Below are 15898 nucleotides of genomic sequence, written 5' to 3' on the forward strand. Positions count from 1 at the left end.
AATGAGCGATCAAAAACAACAACCGGGTCAAATAAACATTGAACTGGACGAAAAAACTGCCGAAGGTACTTATAGCAACCTCGCTATAATAAACCATTCAGCATCAGAATTTGTTGTAGATTTTGTAGCCATTATGCCGGGGATACCCAAAGCAAAGGTAAAATCGCGCATTGTACTAACGCCACAACATGCCAAAAGGCTATTTAAGGCATTAGGCGAGAACATCCACCGCTTTGAAAGTGCTCACGGTACTATAACCGATACGGAGCAACCGCAAATTCCGCTAAGCTTTGGCCCTGCAGGTCAGGCTTAATAAATACGAAACCCACTCGAAAGAGTGGGTTTTTTTATAGATTTGATTTTTGGCTGAGATAGAAAGTTAATCTTTTCTAAAAAATATCCTGTTAAAAAAACCATGATTTGTTTTATAGCGTATCTGTCTTTATAAACATAAAAGAACAAACCATGAAAACTTCAAAAATTTTATCAGTAGCTGTTATAGCTTTTACCATGTTAACAGGATCTGCTTCATTTGCACAAAAAACTAAAATGGTAGGTGGTGCAGCCATGTATCCTAATAAAAACATTATAGAGAACGCCATGAACTCTAAAGACCATACAACGCTTGTTGCTGCTGTTAAAGCGGCAGGGCTTGTTGAAACCCTTCAGGGTAAAGGTCCTTTTACTGTTTTTGCACCAACAAATGAAGCCTTTGATAAACTGCCTAAAGGGACGGTTGAAACACTTGTTAAGCCCGAGAATAAAAAGAAACTTACAACGATACTAACCTATCATGTGGTGGCCGGAAAATGGAGTGCTGCCGATGTAATGGCTGCCATTAAAAAGGGTGGAGGTAAAGCAGAGGTTACTACAGTGCAGGGCGGTAAACTTTGGTTTAAAATGGATGGTAAAGATGTTTGGGTGATAGATGAAAAGGGCGGTAAAGCCAAGATTACTATTACTGATGTTAATCAAAGTAATGGCGTTATACATGTTGTCGACACTGTTTTAATGCCCAAAAGTTAAAGATTTTTGCCCCCGAATATTTTTTGCCCACTCGAAAGAGTGGGTTTTTTATATGTCATATTCCATTCTTGATGAATTTGTATAGATATGGATTTATTCGGTAGGAAGGATTTTTGTAGAGAATAATTATTTTCTGACCTTTATTCGTCTTGAAAATTTCACCAAGAAAAATACAAAAAGAATAACGGCTAACGGAATTGAAAAATAGCCTATATCTACATTGTCAAAAAAAAGTCTTCGTAGTAATTCCAGCCCAAGTATTATAAAGATTATTGTTAGAGATGTCTTTAAAAAATAATATAATGTATTTCTCACAGCTTAATTATTTTAGAAATTATAAATTTTGATAAAATAGATCAGTATAAAGAGATTGTCTTCCTTTTTTAGACACGTAACTACAACTAATTTAAAAAATATATTAATAACACCCACAAAAAAAGAGCCACCTCACGGCAGCTCTCTTTATAATCTATATATTCTAAGACTTTGAGCGTCTTTATTTTGCAATATTAACTGCCCTTGTTTCCCTGATAACGGTAATTTTTACCTGTCCCGGGTAAGTCATTTCGGTTTGTATTTTGTGCGATATTTCAAACGAAAGGTTAGAAGCCATATCGTCGCTCACTTTTTCACTTTCTACAATTACACGAAGCTCACGGCCTGCCTGTATGGCATAGGCACTTTTAACGCCCTGAAAACCGTAGGCAATGTCTTCAAGGTCTTTAAGACGCTGTATATAAGAATCAAGTACCTGTCTCCTTGCACCCGGTCTTGCGCCACTAATAGCGTCACACACCTGTACGATTGGCGATAGCAGCGATTTCATTTCAATTTCGTCGTGGTGAGCACCAATGGCGTTACAAACTTCTTCTTTCTCTCCATATTTTTCAGCCCATTGCATACCAAGTAAAGCGTGCGGAAGGTCGCTCTCTGCATCCGGCACTTTACCTATATCGTGCAGTAGTCCGGCACGTTTGGCAAGTTTAACGTTAAGGCCAAGTTCGGCAGCCATAATACCACAAAGTTTAGATACCTCGCGGCTGTGCTGCAACAGGTTTTGCCCGTAAGAAGAACGGTATTTCATCCTTCCCACAATTTTTATAAGCTCAGGATGCAGGCCATGTATACCAAGGTCTATAACAGTACGCTTACCTACTTCTATAATTTCGTCTTCAATTTGTTTGGTGGTTTTTGCAACCACCTCTTCAATACGTGCCGGGTGAATACGGCCATCTGTAACCAGTTTGTGTAGCGACAGTCGTGCCACCTCCCTGCGCACAGGGTCAAAACAGCTAAGGATGATAGCCTCCGGAGTGTCGTCTACAATGATCTCTACACCTGTAGCGGCCTCAATTGCTCGGATGTTACGCCCTTCACGGCCAATTATACGCCCTTTTACATCGTCAGATTCTATGTTGAATACCGATACACAGTTTTCTACCGCTTCCTCTGTACCCACACGCTGTATAGTACCGATAATTATCTTTTTAGCCTCCTGCTGCGCAGTAAGCTTGGCTTCTTCTATAGTTTCCTGTATGTGGCTCATAGCGCTTGTTTTGGCCTCAGCCTTAAGGCTTTCTATGAGCTGGTTTTTAGCGTCATCGGCAGACAGGCCGGATATAACCTCAAGCTGCTCTACCTGGCTTTTGTGCAGGCGGTCTATTTCCTGCTGTTTTTTGTCTAAATGCTCTATGCGGGTTGTATAATCGGTAGTCTTGGCTTCAAGTTCGTCGTTTAGCTTTTTGGTCTTGGCAAGCTCATTAGACACCTGGCTCTCTTTATCGCGGGTACGTTTTTCTACCTCGGCAATTTTTTTGTCTTTGCCCAATATTACCTGTTCATGCTCGGCTTTAAGTTCAAGAAATTTTTCTTTAGCTCTTAGCTCTTTATCTTTTTTAAGGTTCTCTCCCTCTGTAGTGGCAGTTTTAAGTATAATTCCTGCTTCTTTTTTTGCGTCTTCAAGTGCCCTTTTTGCATCTTCCAGCACGCCCGAGGCTTTTTTCTTTTCAAATGTCTTTGCAATGCCAAAACCAATGGCAAGGCCGGCAATAATGCCAATAAATATAAAAAGTGTTGTATCCATATCGTGTTATTTGTATATATAAAAAAAGCCTACATCAGTGTATAATTGTATAAACTCTTTAAAGACAAGTTTAAGGCTAACCCGCTGTTCAAGGATCTGCTCGAGGCAGCTTGCTTTAGTAGCGGCGATTCACCCATTTAAAGAATTGGCGTTGAGTTTATCAAAAAAGTACTAATGTAGGCAGTATCGTTTGTATGTTAAGAACGTATTTTTATGTAAGAAGGTCACCCAGTTTACTATCCATTTCCAGCAGTCTTTCTATGGTCTCTTCGGCATCAGCCGATTTGTCCAGTTGTTTTTGCTCCACCTGTGCTGCAAACTGTAGTGCACACATGGCAAGCACATCCTGCTTATCTCTCACTGCATAGTTTTCTTCAAACTGCTTTATCATGGCATCAATTTTCTTGGAAGCACTCCTTAAGCCTTCTTCCTGCGAAGGATTTACCGTTAAAGGGTACACCCTGTCTGCTATTGATATTTTTATTTTCAGTTTTTCGTCCATTGCCTCCCTAATCAGAAAGTTGTGCTATGCAATGATCAATATCTCGAATCAATGAATTTATCCTGAGTTTCGTTTCTCTCTTATTGTCGTCACTGCCCAGTAATGAATTAGCCATCCTTAAAGATTCGTTTTGCTGTTTAAGCATCTCTATCTCTTCCTGCTGCCTGCTAATAAGCGATTGCCTTTGCAACAGTTCATCCTCAAGCCTGCCGTTAGCCTGTTTGAGGCCCTGCATTTTTTGGGCAAGCTTAATAAGCTTACCATCAATAGAATCAACTATTTTGGATATTTCGCCCATGCACAGCTAAATTCATTACATCATTGTACAAAGTTAATATTACTTTAATGAGAAACAAGAGCAACACGAAAAAATGTTCATTTTTTTTCGTAAAGGCGTAATAATTTGCGGCGTAAATAGTTATAAGTTTAAGCTAAACCGTACGGTTATTTTTGCGCTTTTTTATATTTTAGCCCAATGAGATTTTGTATTCTGTTCGTTTTATTCAGTGTAACACTGTGGGCTCAAAACCCTTATCCGCAGGACTATTTTCGTAGCCCCATGGATATTCCTATTCATCCCTCCGGAACCTTTGGCGAACTGCGCACCAATCACTTTCATGCAGGGCTGGATTTCAGGACCAACCAAAAGGAAGGATTGCCTGTATATGCCGCTGCTGCCGGATATGTGTCGCGCATAAAAGTATCGAGCTATGGCTATGGTACGGCTTTATATATAGATCATCCTAACGGTTTTACCACACTTTATGGACACCTGAGTGCCTACGCACCTAAAATAGAAGCTTATGTTAGGGCGAAACAATATGAAAAGAAATCTTTTGAAATAGAAATGTTTCCTAAGCCGGGAGAAATTACGGTTACCCAGGGCGAGCTTATTGCGCTTTCGGGTAATTCGGGTGGCTCAGGCGGCCCACACCTGCATTTTGAATATCGCGATACCAAGACCGAGATGATCATTAATCCGTTATTGTTTGGGCTCAACAAAAAAATGAAGGACACCAAACCGCCAACAATTCATGGAATAATGGTGTATCCTTTAAGCGATGATGCCGTAGTGAACGAAAGCAGGACACCGACGATCATTAATCTAAAGCTTCAGCCCGATGGTACTTATATTGCCGATAGGGTCTATGCAAAAGGTAAAATAGGGTTTGGCATTAGCGCAACCGATAAGTCTACCGGAAGCATGGGCAACAATGGCATTTATAAGGCCGAGACATTTTTTAACGGCAGCCCGCATTTTAGCTATGCCTTTAGTTCTTTTGCGTTTGATGAATCGCGCTACATAAACAATTTTATAGACTATCAGCGTTATTACAGCACGGGGCAGCGCTACCAAAAACTGTTTGTAAGAACGCCATACCCCCTTTCGCTGCTTAAACATAACAGCCGCAACGGGCAGTATAATGTGACGCCCGATACATTACAGAATTTCAGGATAGAGATTTACGATTTTCATGGCAACAATGCCATTGTTAACGGCACGATACAATATTCAGATAAGCCATCGGTGGTAAACCCGCCAAAGCATGTAACACCTTATTTTGTAAAGGCGGCAAACGACAATAATTACAGCAAGAACAATGTATCGGTCTTTATTCCGGCCAATGCATTTTACGAAGATTTTTACATGGATTTTGATGTAAAAGATTCTGTGCTGCACCTACACAATCCTACGGTTCCGGTACACACTGCCGTAACAGTTTCGTTTGATGTAAATGGGATTCCAAAAGACCAGCTTCAAAAAACATTTATTGCAGGGTTTACCAATAAGCGTATAAACTATAACGACAGCTATATAGAAGACGGCAGGCTTACTGCCAAAGTAAAGCTGTTGGGCAATTATAAGCTTGCACAGGATGTTACCCCTCCAAAAATATACAGTCCAAGCTTTGCAGAGGGGAAGTGGCTAACAGCTTACGACAGGATAAGTTTTAAAATTAGCGACGACCTTAGCGGTATTGCAACTTATGATGCCTGGCTTAACGGCAAATGGATACTAATGCATTATGACTATAAAACGCGCCTTATATACCACAACTTTAGCGACGGAGTAGTGAGCGAAGGGCGCAACGATTTAAAAATTACGGTGACTGATAATGTAGGAAATAGTACTACCTTTGAAACACATTTTTTCCGAACACAAAATACAACCTCTGTTGAAAACAATAAATAAGCTTATAACCTTACTCATTTTATTATTAAGCTGTACCGCTTTTGCGCAAAGATTGCCTTTTATTTATGGTGTGGCCCTCGACGAAAAACGCCAGCCACTGGAAGGCGTCTCTGTTTATTATGACAGCAGTAAGGGACGCAAAGAAACAACATCCGATAAAAACGGAGTGTATGCGCTCGAAGTACCTGTTATGGAAGAAGTAACCGTATGGTTTTCTCACATTAGCTTTCAGGGGCTGTATGTAAACCTGCGCGATATGGCACCGGGCGAAAGCCTTGAGTTTAATTTTGCCTTTACGCCCGGGGTTATTAATATGCCCGAGGTAGTTATAGATAATAAAGGCCGCAAAAATGTAGAAGGTATTGTTGTGGTTCAGCCGGAGATTATACGTGCTATGGTAGGGCCTAATGCAGGTGTCGAAAATATCTTAAAATCGTTTGCAGGTGTAAACAGCAATAATGAGCTCAGCACAGGATACAACGTTCGTGGTGGTAACTTTGATGAAAACCTTGTATATGTTAACGACATAGAAATTTACCGCCCATTCCTTATCCGCTCAGGCCAGCAGGAAGGTTTGAGCTTTACCAATACCGCCATGGTGGAGAATGTAGATTTCTCTGCCGGAGGTTTCCAGGCTAAGTATGGCGATAAAATGTCTTCTGTACTGGATATTACCTACCGCACCCCAAAAGAATTTGGTGCTGCTTTAGAAGCCAGCTTTTTGGGCGGAAGCCTTACTGTAGAAAGTGCGAGCAAAGATAAAAGGTGGAGCGGTATTGTGGGTGCGCGCTATCGCGATAACAGCCTGTTGGTAAACAGCCAGGAAACCGAGACGAACTTTAAACCAACCTTTGCCGATATACAGGCTCTTATAAACTTTAATCCTAATAAAAAGTGGGAGCTTAGCTTTTTGGGTAATGTGTCTCAAAACAAATATCATTACCAGCCATTAACAAGGCAAACCAATTTTGGTACCATAGACAATCCTATTGCCCTGCAGATAATTTATGACGGACAGGAAAAAGATGAGTACCAAACTTTCTTTGGTGCTTTTACTTCTAAATATATTGTTTCAGATACCTTCAGCCTTAAATTTATAGGGTCGGTGTATCATACTCAGGAGCAGGAATATTTCGATATCCTGGCACAGTATGCCCTTGGTGATGTAGACACAAATATAGGCTCTGAAACTTTTGGCGATATACAGTTTGCCCGTGCAGTGGGCTCTCAGCTTAACCATGCCCGTAACAACCTCGATGCCCTTATTGCTAATGCAGAGGTTAAAGGCTACCATAAACTAGGCAAAAGCCAGGTAGAGTGGGGGGCAAAATATACCCGAGAGGATATTCGGGACCGTCTTGTAGAATGGGAAGTTATCGATTCGGCAGGATTTTCTATCCGCCCTCCTGTGGTAGATATTAGAAACGACCAGCCTTATAATCCTTTTACAGGAGAGTTGGTGCCTTATCAAAATGTGAGGCAAACCAATTTTGTTACCATAAACAGACTGTCGGGCTATGTGCAGTGGAGCCACCGTACCAATTGGGGTAATAGCGAAGTATATTTAAACGCAGGTGCACGCGCCCACCAGTGGCAGGTAGACACCAGGGCAGGCAATGGCAAGAGCCAGGTAACTGTTAGCCCACGAGTGCAGTTTGCTATAAAACCTAAATGGGAAATGGATATGCTTTTCCGCCTGTCGGGAGGTATGTACCACCAACCGCCGTTTTACAGGGAGCTTAGAGATTCTGTAGGTATGGTGCGCTCTAATGTAAAGGCACAACAGTCTATACATATAGTGGCAGGTAACGATTACAGCTTTAAACTTTGGGACAGGCCGTTTAAACTGATAAGCGAGGCATATTATAAAAAGATGGATAATGTAAATACCTATACTTTAGAGAATGTGCGTATTCGTTATCGGGCGAATAATGACGCTACTGCCTATGCCTATGGTTTGGATTTGAGGATGAATGGAGAGTTTGTTCCCGGAACTGAATCGTGGGTAAGTATTGGTTACATGAAAACAGAAGAAAACCTTAACGATAGGGGATATATAGCACGCCCAACAGACCAAAGGCTTAAGGCAGCCATACTTTTTCAGGATTATGTGCCTAACATTCCCAATCTTAAAATGTATCTCAATCTGGTGTATAATACAGGCTTGCCGGGCGGGTCTCCTTCCTATGCAAATCCGTATGCATACCAGTCGCGCCTGAACGATTATCGTCGTGCCGATGCCGGTTTTTCGTATGTTTTTGTTAACCGTGCCGATGCCAAGATTGCTGTTCCAAAAGCAAAATGGCTTCAGCCTTTTAAAGAGCTTAGCCTTGGTTTAGAGATATTCAACCTGTTCGATAACCAAAACTCCATTACCAATACATGGGTACGCGATGTATATACAAAAAGCCAGTATGGTATTCCTAACTACCTTACAAGCCGTGTGTTTAGTCTTAAGCTTATGGCAAGAATATAAATATTTGAAACTTTTTGCTTATTTTTGGTAGAGTCATCATAACACAACAATGAAAATAGCCTCCATTATAACCTTGATCTTTACAACTGTTCTTTTTATGAGCTGTAAAGATGAGAAGCCCAAGCCGAAGGTAATTTATGAAAAACCGCGTGAAGCTGCACAGCCTCAGCCTAAAGCGACGGATTCTTCGCAGATAAAAGTGGCCGATCTTCCGGTACACATGGAGGGTACAAAATATCTTATACATCCTGTGGGCGATATAAGGGTATATGATGATACTAACCGCAGTTATGGCTCCAGCCGCACTAATGGCAATGTAAGCTATGCCATATCTAATTACAATCGTTTTGAAATTACGGGCTATTTCGAGAATCTTAAATTTCAGCATGTAGATTCTACAGCGCTTTATCCGCTGACAGATAAAAAAATACAGATACAGACAGCGACCTATCTCAATACGGTTTTTGAAAAAACAAAAAAGCAAATTCTTGTATATACACTTACCGATGCTGATACCAATCAGGATGGAAAGCTGGACAGTAATGATATTAAGTCGTTATATATTAGCGATATTAGCGGTAAAGGTTTCAGGAAGTTGTCTGAAGATGTACAGGAACTCGTAGACTGGAGCGTTATTGACGATTTAAACCGCCTGTATTTTAGAACGATAGAAGACATCAATAAAAATGGTGCTTTTGATAAAAATGATAAGGTGCATTACCATTACATCGATTTGATGAAGCCTGAATGGACCGTTACCTATGAACCGGTAGCCCCGTAGAGACGTTGTAATGCAACGTCTAACACACCTCAGTTTTGCAGAGTCAATAGTCATTAGACCTTTCATCGCAACGTTTTGGACTTTTTAGACGTTGCATTGCAACGTCTCTACCTAAATCAAAATATCACTTTCCAAATCTGATTTTTCGATCTGAAAATCAAAGCCAAGCTGTTGCATTAGCTGTATTACCAAATTTTTGTACCAGTTCTCTGATTTAGGGTGTATGTAAATGCGCTCTATAAGCTGGTTAATGTCTACGTTGGTTTTTACCCCTTCGTTTATAGTCAGGTTGTGCTTACTAAGGTCGCTTACTATGCGCACCTCGCGCTCATACTGAAAGCTTTTGCGTTTAAAGAGGAATGGGAAAAAGTTATTGTCAAACGGAATATATTCTTTCTTGTAGTCAATATAACGAACTTCACCAATGTGCTGTTCGTAGCGGTTTTCAGGATATAAAGCCTGCTGCATTCTTCCTATAGTGCTTTGTATGGCAAGGCCCTCATTGTTCTTTGTAAATATCTGCCACATGGCATAGCTTTCATATTCGTTAATATGCCAGCTGCTTATCACTACATTTTTGCGCTGTGATTTATAGTAATCCAAAAAGTCAGGATTGTTTTGAGATATACGCTTAATTTCCTCAAAAGTAGGCTCGCTGAAAGTGCCCTCATATTGGTCTTCAAATTTATCCGAACGCGACATGAACATCTGCCTGCACAGCAGTAGGTCTAAAAACTTAGACAGGTCCAGATACTTCCATACAATAGTATCCTGCGGTGGGATGGTTATATCGTCAGTATGTACATACATAATTAACGGTAGCTTTTAATAATGGTTTTCAGGTCTTTAAAATGTTCAATTTTATGGTCGGCCTCACGGGCATCGGCTATATTATTCTTGTCATACAATACTGTAGCAATGCCAAGATCTTTAGCTGCTTTTATTTCGCTCTCCGGGTCGTCGCCTACTACAAGCACCTCTGTAGGCTTGTAATCATACCGTTCTAATATACCCGCAAAAACCTCTTTCTTACTGCTTTCAACGGGGTTTACCACGTGCACTTCTTTAAAGTCGTGTTCAATCCCAAGCTGGTTTATCTTGCTTAGCTGCATATTGCGAAAACCTGTAGTAACCAAAAATCTTTCGGCATCAATGGTATGTATCTCCGGATAATCGTCAAATGTATCAATGGCTTCATCAAACGTAAGGGTTTCCTGTAGTTCTATAGCTTTTTGAGTAAGTTCGTCGCTAAAATTATTGCGTGCTGCCACAATGCGAAAAGGAGTTCGCATAATTGCTTTTTTAATGGCTTCGAGGCTATCGTTGTGTTGTCCGCTCTCAGCAATGAGGTTAAACACCGGGCCAAATAGTTTATCGCCAATGGCACTTACCGGAAAAATAGTGTTATCAAGGTCGTATATAATAGCTTGAATGGGCATGTATTAGAAAATTTAAGTTTAAAGATACGGTATAAAAAAATAGCTGCAAAAAATGCAGCTATCCTTAACCATTATTTAGTCTTAAAGTTTCTTTAAGTCAAAAGTTTATAAAGTCGAAAGTCTGATGTCAGAAGTAGGTTTGAGAATTTTCAAATTACCAAATCATCAAATAGACAAATAAACTTATTCAAAGCTCTGCATCATTACCAACTTATTATAAGTGCCGTTAAGGGCAATAAGCTCATCGTGTGTGCCATGCTCTACAATGCGGCCTTTTTGCATTACCACAATTTTATCGGCTTTTTGTATGGTGCTTAGCCTGTGTGCAATTACTACCGATGTGCGGTTTTTCATCATGTTGTCTAATGCCTGCTGTACGAGTCTTTCGCTTTCGGTGTCAAGGGCAGAGGTAGCCTCATCCAGTATCATAACCGGAGGGTTTTTAAGCACTGCACGCGCAATGCTAAGACGCTGCCTTTGTCCGCCCGACAGCTTGCTGCCCGAGTCGCCAATATTGGTTTCGATCCCCTGAGGCAGGGTTTCTACAAACTCAAGCGCATTGGCAATTTTAAGCGCATTATAAATTTCCTCGTCAGTAGCGTTTATTTTACCAATACGAATATTGTCTGCAACAGTGCCGTTAAACATAATGCTGTCCTGCGTTACAAGGCCAAACAGTTCGCGCATGTCATGCAGTTTTATGTCTTTCAGCTCTGTGCCGTCTATGGTAATGCTGCCTTTAGAAATGTCATAGAAACGGAGCAACAGGTTTGCAATAGTACTTTTGCCAGAACCTGACTGCCCAACAAGGGCTATGGTTTGCCCTTTAGGTATTTCGAGCGAGAAATCTTTAAGTACTTCCTGATCCTCATAAGCAAAAGTTACATTTTTTACCGAGATACCATTTTTAAATTCGGTAACGCTCACAGATGTTTTTGTGTCGGCTATTGCATTAGGGGTTTCAAGTACTTCAAAAACGCGCTCTGCCGCAGCGGTACCGTTCTTTACCTGATAGGCAGCTTTAGATATGGCCTTTGCAGGTGTAAGTATGTTGTATGCCAAGCCAATGTATGCTATAAACAGTGAACCTTTTAAAGAGCCGTCTTCCAGTACAAGGATGCCGCCATAGAACAATAATACAGATATAACCACAATGCCCAAAAATTCTGAGAGGGGAGAGGCAAGGTTGTTTTTCTTGCCTATTTTATTGGTCAAGGTGTACAGGCGCGATGTAGAGCCGGTAAAGATGTTTTTAAAATAAGCTTCAGAGTTAAAGGCTTTGACCACTTTTAGTCCGCTAAGCGTTTCTTCCACAATAGAAATAAGGAAACCATTTTCCTGTTGCGCCCTTATAGACTGCCCTTTTAGCGACTTACCTATTTTAGAAATAAGCAGCCCCGAAAGAGGGATAAATATAAAAACGAACAGCGTTAATTTCCAGCTAATGTTAAACATTGCTATAAGCGAAAAAATGATGGTTAGCGGCTCTTTAACAATAAGCTCAAGCATTACAAAAAACGAGTTTTGCACCTCGTTTACATCGCCCAACATGCGTGCCATTACATCTCCTTTTCTTTTTTCAGAATAGTAAGATACAGGCAGTTCTACGATCTTGCTGTACATTTTATCGCGAAGGTCGCGCAAAACACCTGTTTTTAATTTCATGAGGTGTTGAAGCCCCAGGAAGTTAAACAGGTTTTTAAATAAAAACGTAATAATTACCAGCGATATGGTTAGCATAAGCGAGTAGCTTGCGCCTTTAGTACCGTTTAGCTTGGTAACATAATAAAACAGTGTTTGTTTGGCATAGTTGCCAATTTCTGTAATTCCGTGGTAGGTTGGCAGTTGTGAAACTTTTTCGCCATCTCCAAAAAGCACGTCTAAAACAGGGAAAACCAATACCATCCCTAACGTTCCGAACAACGCATAAAGCACGTTAAACGTTACGTTCCAAATGATATTGGTTTTGTATTTTGTAGTGTATGGAATTAACTTTTTTAAATTCTCATCCATTAGTTAAGCGCCATTTCGGCAATAATATTCTTAATTTTTTGGTCGAGTGCCGCTTCAACCGTTTTAAAGTTGGCAACATCGTCCAGTGGTTCGTTTACACTAAAGTAAAACTTAATTTTAGGCTCAGTGCCGCTTGGGCGTGCACATATTTTGCTGCCGTCTTCAAGGTAGTAGATCAACACGTCAGATTTTGGCATGTCTATTTCTTCTTTCTCTTCAGTTAGCAGGTTTGTAGCAACAGACGATTGGTAATCTTCTACCATAACCACGCGCTGACCATTAATTTCTTTAAGAGGGTTTTCGCGAAGGTCTATCATCATTTGCTTTATCTCGGCTGCACCGTCTTTACCTTTTTTGGTTAAAGAAATAAGGTGCTCTTTATAGAAACCGTATTTTACATACAGCTTTAAAAGTTCCTGATATAATGAGCTTGCATTAGCTTTTGCCTGTGCAGCAATTTCACACAATAATAATGCCGAAGTTACAGCGTCTTTATCGCGCACGGCACTGCCTACCATGTAGCCAAAGCTTTCTTCGCCACCACCAATAAATTCCTGCTCCGGGAAATCAACTATCATTTTAGCGATCCACTTAAAGCCCGTTAGGCCTACTTTGCACTCAATGCCATAGGCAGTGGCTAGTTCCTGCATCATTGGGGTAGAAACAATGGTAGAGCCAATAAACTGTTTGCCGTCTATTTTACCTTGTTTTTTCCATTCGTTAAGCAAAAACTCGGTCATAAGCACCATTGTCTGGTTGCCGTTAAGTAGCGTCATAATGCCATTGCCATTGCGCACAGCCACGCCAAGCCTGTCAGCATCAGGGTCGGTACCAATAACAATATCAGCATCGGTTTGGTCTGCTAATGCAATAGCCATGGTCAAAGCTTCCGGTTCTTCAGGGTTTGGTGATTTTACCGTAGGGAAGTTTCCGTTTGGCACAGCCTGCTCTGCAACAATGTTTACATTACTGTAGCCTGCATCTTCCAAAAGGTCCGGTATTAGCTTAACCGATGTTCCGTGAAGCGGTGTGTACACCACTTTAAGTTTTTCCTTAGCTTCAGATGGTGTGTTGAACGACGCATTTATCAATGACGATTTTATAAACTCGGCATCAATTTCTGCACCAATATATTCTATAAGACTGTCGTTAGCCTCAAATTTTACATGGTCATATTCTAAAGCCTCAATAACTTTTATAACAGCTTTGTCATGTGGTGGCACTAACTGACCGCCATCCTGCCAGTACACTTTATAGCCGTTGTACTCAGGTGGGTTATGAGATGCTGTAAGAACAATACCTGCCTGACATTTTAGGTATTTAACCGCAAAAGAAAGCTCAGGTGTTGGACGTAATTCAGAGAAAACATATGCTTTAATTCCGTTAGCAGAGAAAACATCGGCAACCACTTTTGCAAGCGTGTCGCTGTTGTTACGGCAGTCATAAGCAATAGCTATTTTAATTTCTTCTCCGGGAAACTGCTCTTTTAAATAATCAGAAAGACCCTGTGTGGCTTTGCCCAGTGTGTATTTATTGATGCGGTTTGTGCCCGGGCCCATAATGCCTCTCATTCCGCCTGTGCCAAATTCAAGGTTTTTATAAAAGCTGTCTTCCAGTTCTTTTGGAGACGAAGCTATCATGTCTTTAATGGCAGTTTGCGTTTCGGCATCAAAAACGGGACTAAGCCATACGTTTACTTTGTCCAGTATTGTCTTTTCGATTTCCATACTTTATTTTATAATGTGTGATTGGTGTTAAAATTATAAAGATTTACTGATTTTATAACGTTCTTCGTTGTTTTTTGTGCGCAGAATTATTTCGCCCAAAAATCCGGCTAAAAATAGTTGAGAACCTATTATCATTGTTGTGAGGGCAATGTAAAACCAAGGGTTATCGGTTACTAGAATTGCCTTTTCGTGCATTGCCAGTTTATATAGTTTGTTAATGCCTATATATCCGGCAGAGAGTACTCCAATAAAAAACATGAGCACACCCAGTGCACCAAAAAAATGCATAGGTCTTTTGCCAAAGCGTGACAGGAACCAAATGGTTATAAGATCTAGAAATCCGTTTATAAAACGCTCTATGCCAAATTTAGTGCTGCCATATTTGCGTGCCTGGTGCTGTACTACCTTTTCGCCAATTTTATTAAAACCTGCGTTCTTGGCCAGCACAGGTATGTAGCGGTGCATTTCGCCCGAAACTTCTACTGTTTTTACAACTTCTTTTTTGTATGATTTAAGCCCGCAGTTAAAATCGTGCAGATAAACGCCCGATGTTTTTCTTGCGGCCCAGTTAAACAGTTTAGACGGCAGGTTTTTAAATACTACCGAGTCGTAACGTTTTTTCTTCCAGCCCGAAACCATATCAAAACCACCTGTTGTAACCATAGCATAAAGATCCGGTATTTCTTCGGGGCTGTCCTGCAGGTCGGCGTCCATAGTAATGATCACATCGCCCTCGGCACGCGCAAAACCTGCGTGCAATGCCTGAGATTTGCCGTAGTTTTTTAAAAAGCGTATGCCCTTTACATTAGGGTTTTGAGTAGCAAGACGCTCAATAATATCCCACGATGTATCGGTGCTTCCATCATCTATAAAAATAACCTCATAGCTAAAGTTATTTTGCAGCATAACCTTTTCGATCCAGCTGTGCAGTTCGGTAAGCGATTCTTCTTCGTTAAGAAGCGGTATAACTATCGATAAATTCATATTAGGCAGCGGCGGGTTTTTCTCTTCTTAAAAATGAGCCTACAATAAAAGACCCTATCATTCCTATAAATGTGTACACGATCATAACCATAGGAACCGTAATGCCGGGTTGCATTCCGCTACGGCTGTCGTTTAAAAAAGAAGCCAGTTTTTTTGGGGCAATGCCAGGTTCATTTTGCAGTTTTACTGCGCGGGTTTGTGCTATGGCATTTTCTATATATCCGGGAACAGCGTTAACAAATACAGTATAGAATATGCTGTACAGTATTGCCCCGGTAAGGGTTATTATTAGTCCGTTCTTTAAACATTGCGATACAGATAAATATCCGCCATTAAGCCTTCTATAGGCCAGGCATCCAAGGATGATAAAGGCAAACGGGAAAACTATAAAGTTACAAAAGTTGATGATTATGCCCACCCAGCCATATTTTAATGGATCTATTTGTACAGAGTACAGCACCACAAGCTGTAAAATCATGATAAAGCCAAACACGCCCCCGTATGTAAGGGCCGATTTTACAGGGGAAACACTTTCTTTCATTAAGGATGATTTTTAATCTACAAATATACTAAAATCAGTTGTTACCTGTTATTAAAAAAGTGTTACGTGCAATTGTATTTAAAAAACAGTGTTTAAGTGTTTGATATTTAAAAAATATGTGTACTTTTGCAC

At 40.6% G+C, this 15898-nt stretch carries 14 protein-coding genes and 1 other RNA gene; 5 read left to right on the forward strand and 10 right to left on the reverse strand.

Features of this window, described 5'->3' with window-relative positions; all coding sequences use genetic code 11:
• The first annotated feature begins 1 nt into the window (after nucleotide 1).
• Nucleotides 2–313, forward strand: coding sequence for a DUF3467 domain-containing protein (locus GR160_RS11410; RefSeq protein ID WP_160749990.1), 312 nt, complete (start codon nucleotides 2–4; stop codon nucleotides 311–313).
• Between the two features lie 152 nt (nucleotides 314–465).
• Nucleotides 466–1026, forward strand: coding sequence for a fasciclin domain-containing protein (locus tag GR160_RS11415; protein WP_160749991.1), 561 nt, complete (start codon nucleotides 466–468; stop codon nucleotides 1024–1026).
• Between the two features lie 496 nt (nucleotides 1027–1522).
• Here the strand turns inward: GR160_RS11415 and rny are convergent, their stop codons facing one another.
• From rny to GR160_RS11435, 4 genes are all read right to left on the reverse strand, one after another.
• On the reverse strand, nucleotides 1523–3109 hold the full coding sequence (gene rny, locus GR160_RS11420; protein WP_160749992.1) for a ribonuclease Y: 1587 nt from the start codon (nucleotides 3107–3109) through the stop codon (nucleotides 1523–1525).
• Nucleotides 3110–3160: 51 nt separating this feature from the next.
• A non-coding RNA gene (gene ssrS, locus GR160_RS11425) (6S RNA) lies at nucleotides 3161–3266 on the reverse strand.
• A gap of 54 nt (nucleotides 3267–3320) precedes the next feature.
• Nucleotides 3321–3611: a cell division protein ZapA gene (locus tag GR160_RS11430; protein WP_160749993.1), complete on the reverse strand. Its 291-nt coding sequence runs from the start codon at nucleotides 3609–3611 to the stop codon at nucleotides 3321–3323.
• 7 nt (nucleotides 3612–3618) lie between these two features.
• Complete coding sequence (locus GR160_RS11435; RefSeq protein ID WP_160749994.1) at nucleotides 3619–3909, reverse strand: hypothetical protein; 291 nt, start codon at nucleotides 3907–3909, stop codon at nucleotides 3619–3621.
• Nucleotides 3910–4086: 177 nt separating this feature from the next.
• On the opposite strand from GR160_RS11435, the gene GR160_RS11440 reads away from it, so the two are divergent.
• The 3 genes from GR160_RS11440 to GR160_RS11450 are packed head-to-tail and all read left to right on the forward strand — an operon-like array spanning nucleotide 4087 to nucleotide 9062.
• The gene (locus tag GR160_RS11440; protein WP_160749995.1) at nucleotides 4087–5805 is read left to right on the forward strand and encodes a M23 family metallopeptidase; all 1719 of its coding nucleotides are present in this window, start codon (nucleotides 4087–4089) and stop codon (nucleotides 5803–5805) included.
• Nucleotides 5789–8281 (forward strand): TonB-dependent siderophore receptor, encoded by a 2493-nt coding sequence (locus tag GR160_RS11445; RefSeq protein ID WP_160749996.1) that lies wholly within the window; start codon nucleotides 5789–5791, stop codon nucleotides 8279–8281. The genes GR160_RS11440 and GR160_RS11445 overlap by 17 nt, the downstream gene beginning before the upstream one ends.
• A gap of 49 nt (nucleotides 8282–8330) precedes the next feature.
• The gene (locus tag GR160_RS11450) at nucleotides 8331–9062 is read left to right on the forward strand and encodes a hypothetical protein (protein WP_160749997.1); all 732 of its coding nucleotides are present in this window, start codon (nucleotides 8331–8333) and stop codon (nucleotides 9060–9062) included.
• Nucleotides 9063–9173: 111 nt separating this feature from the next.
• On the opposite strand, the gene GR160_RS11455 is transcribed toward GR160_RS11450, so the two are convergent.
• The 6 genes from GR160_RS11455 to GR160_RS11480 form a co-directional block, all read right to left on the reverse strand.
• On the reverse strand, nucleotides 9174–9872 hold the full coding sequence (locus GR160_RS11455) for a hypothetical protein (protein WP_160749998.1): 699 nt from the start codon (nucleotides 9870–9872) through the stop codon (nucleotides 9174–9176).
• Between the two features lie 2 nt (nucleotides 9873–9874).
• Entirely contained in the window at nucleotides 9875–10501 is a 627-nt protein-coding gene (locus GR160_RS11460) for an HAD family hydrolase (RefSeq protein ID WP_160749999.1), read from the reverse strand.
• A 183-nt stretch (nucleotides 10502–10684) separates the two neighbouring features.
• The gene (locus GR160_RS11465; protein ID WP_160750000.1) at nucleotides 10685–12514 is read right to left on the reverse strand and encodes an ABC transporter ATP-binding protein; all 1830 of its coding nucleotides are present in this window, start codon (nucleotides 12512–12514) and stop codon (nucleotides 10685–10687) included.
• Complete coding sequence (locus tag GR160_RS11470) at nucleotides 12514–14241, reverse strand: phospho-sugar mutase (RefSeq protein WP_160750001.1); 1728 nt, start codon at nucleotides 14239–14241, stop codon at nucleotides 12514–12516. Before GR160_RS11470 ends, GR160_RS11465 begins: the two co-directional genes overlap by 1 nt.
• Before the next feature lie 33 nt (nucleotides 14242–14274).
• Nucleotides 14275–15225 (reverse strand): glycosyltransferase family 2 protein, encoded by a 951-nt coding sequence (locus GR160_RS11475; RefSeq protein ID WP_160750002.1) that lies wholly within the window; start codon nucleotides 15223–15225, stop codon nucleotides 14275–14277.
• Nucleotide 15226: 1 nt separating this feature from the next.
• The gene (locus GR160_RS11480) at nucleotides 15227–15766 is read right to left on the reverse strand and encodes a DUF4199 domain-containing protein (RefSeq protein ID WP_160750003.1); all 540 of its coding nucleotides are present in this window, start codon (nucleotides 15764–15766) and stop codon (nucleotides 15227–15229) included.
• Nucleotides 15767–15898 lie beyond the last annotated feature (132 nt).

Origin of the sequence: Flavobacterium sp. Sd200, from assembly GCF_009826935.1 — a bacterium.
GTDB lineage: Bacteria > Bacteroidota > Bacteroidia > Flavobacteriales > Flavobacteriaceae > Flavobacterium.

Coding starts and splice junctions, on each gene's coding strand:
- GR160_RS11410 (WP_160749990.1), top strand. CDS start 2: ATGAGCGATCAAAAACAACAACCGGGTCAAATAAACATTGAACTGGAC.
- GR160_RS11415 (WP_160749991.1), top strand. CDS start 466: ATGAAAACTTCAAAAATTTTATCAGTAGCTGTTATAGCTTTTACCATG.
- rny (WP_160749992.1), bottom strand. CDS start 3,109: ATGGATACAACACTTTTTATATTTATTGGCATTATTGCCGGCCTTGCC.
- GR160_RS11430 (WP_160749993.1), bottom strand. CDS start 3,611: ATGGACGAAAAACTGAAAATAAAAATATCAATAGCAGACAGGGTGTAC.
- GR160_RS11435 (WP_160749994.1), bottom strand. CDS start 3,909: ATGGGCGAAATATCCAAAATAGTTGATTCTATTGATGGTAAGCTTATT.
- GR160_RS11440 (WP_160749995.1), top strand. CDS start 4,087: ATGAGATTTTGTATTCTGTTCGTTTTATTCAGTGTAACACTGTGGGCT.
- GR160_RS11450 (WP_160749997.1), top strand. CDS start 8,331: ATGAAAATAGCCTCCATTATAACCTTGATCTTTACAACTGTTCTTTTT.
- GR160_RS11455 (WP_160749998.1), bottom strand. CDS start 9,872: ATGTATGTACATACTGACGATATAACCATCCCACCGCAGGATACTATT.
- GR160_RS11460 (WP_160749999.1), bottom strand. CDS start 10,501: ATGCCCATTCAAGCTATTATATACGACCTTGATAACACTATTTTTCCG.
- GR160_RS11465 (WP_160750000.1), bottom strand. CDS start 12,514: ATGGATGAGAATTTAAAAAAGTTAATTCCATACACTACAAAATACAAA.
- GR160_RS11470 (WP_160750001.1), bottom strand. CDS start 14,241: ATGGAAATCGAAAAGACAATACTGGACAAAGTAAACGTATGGCTTAGT.
- GR160_RS11475 (WP_160750002.1), bottom strand. CDS start 15,225: ATGAATTTATCGATAGTTATACCGCTTCTTAACGAAGAAGAATCGCTT.
- GR160_RS11480 (WP_160750003.1), bottom strand. CDS start 15,766: ATGAAAGAAAGTGTTTCCCCTGTAAAATCGGCCCTTACATACGGGGGC.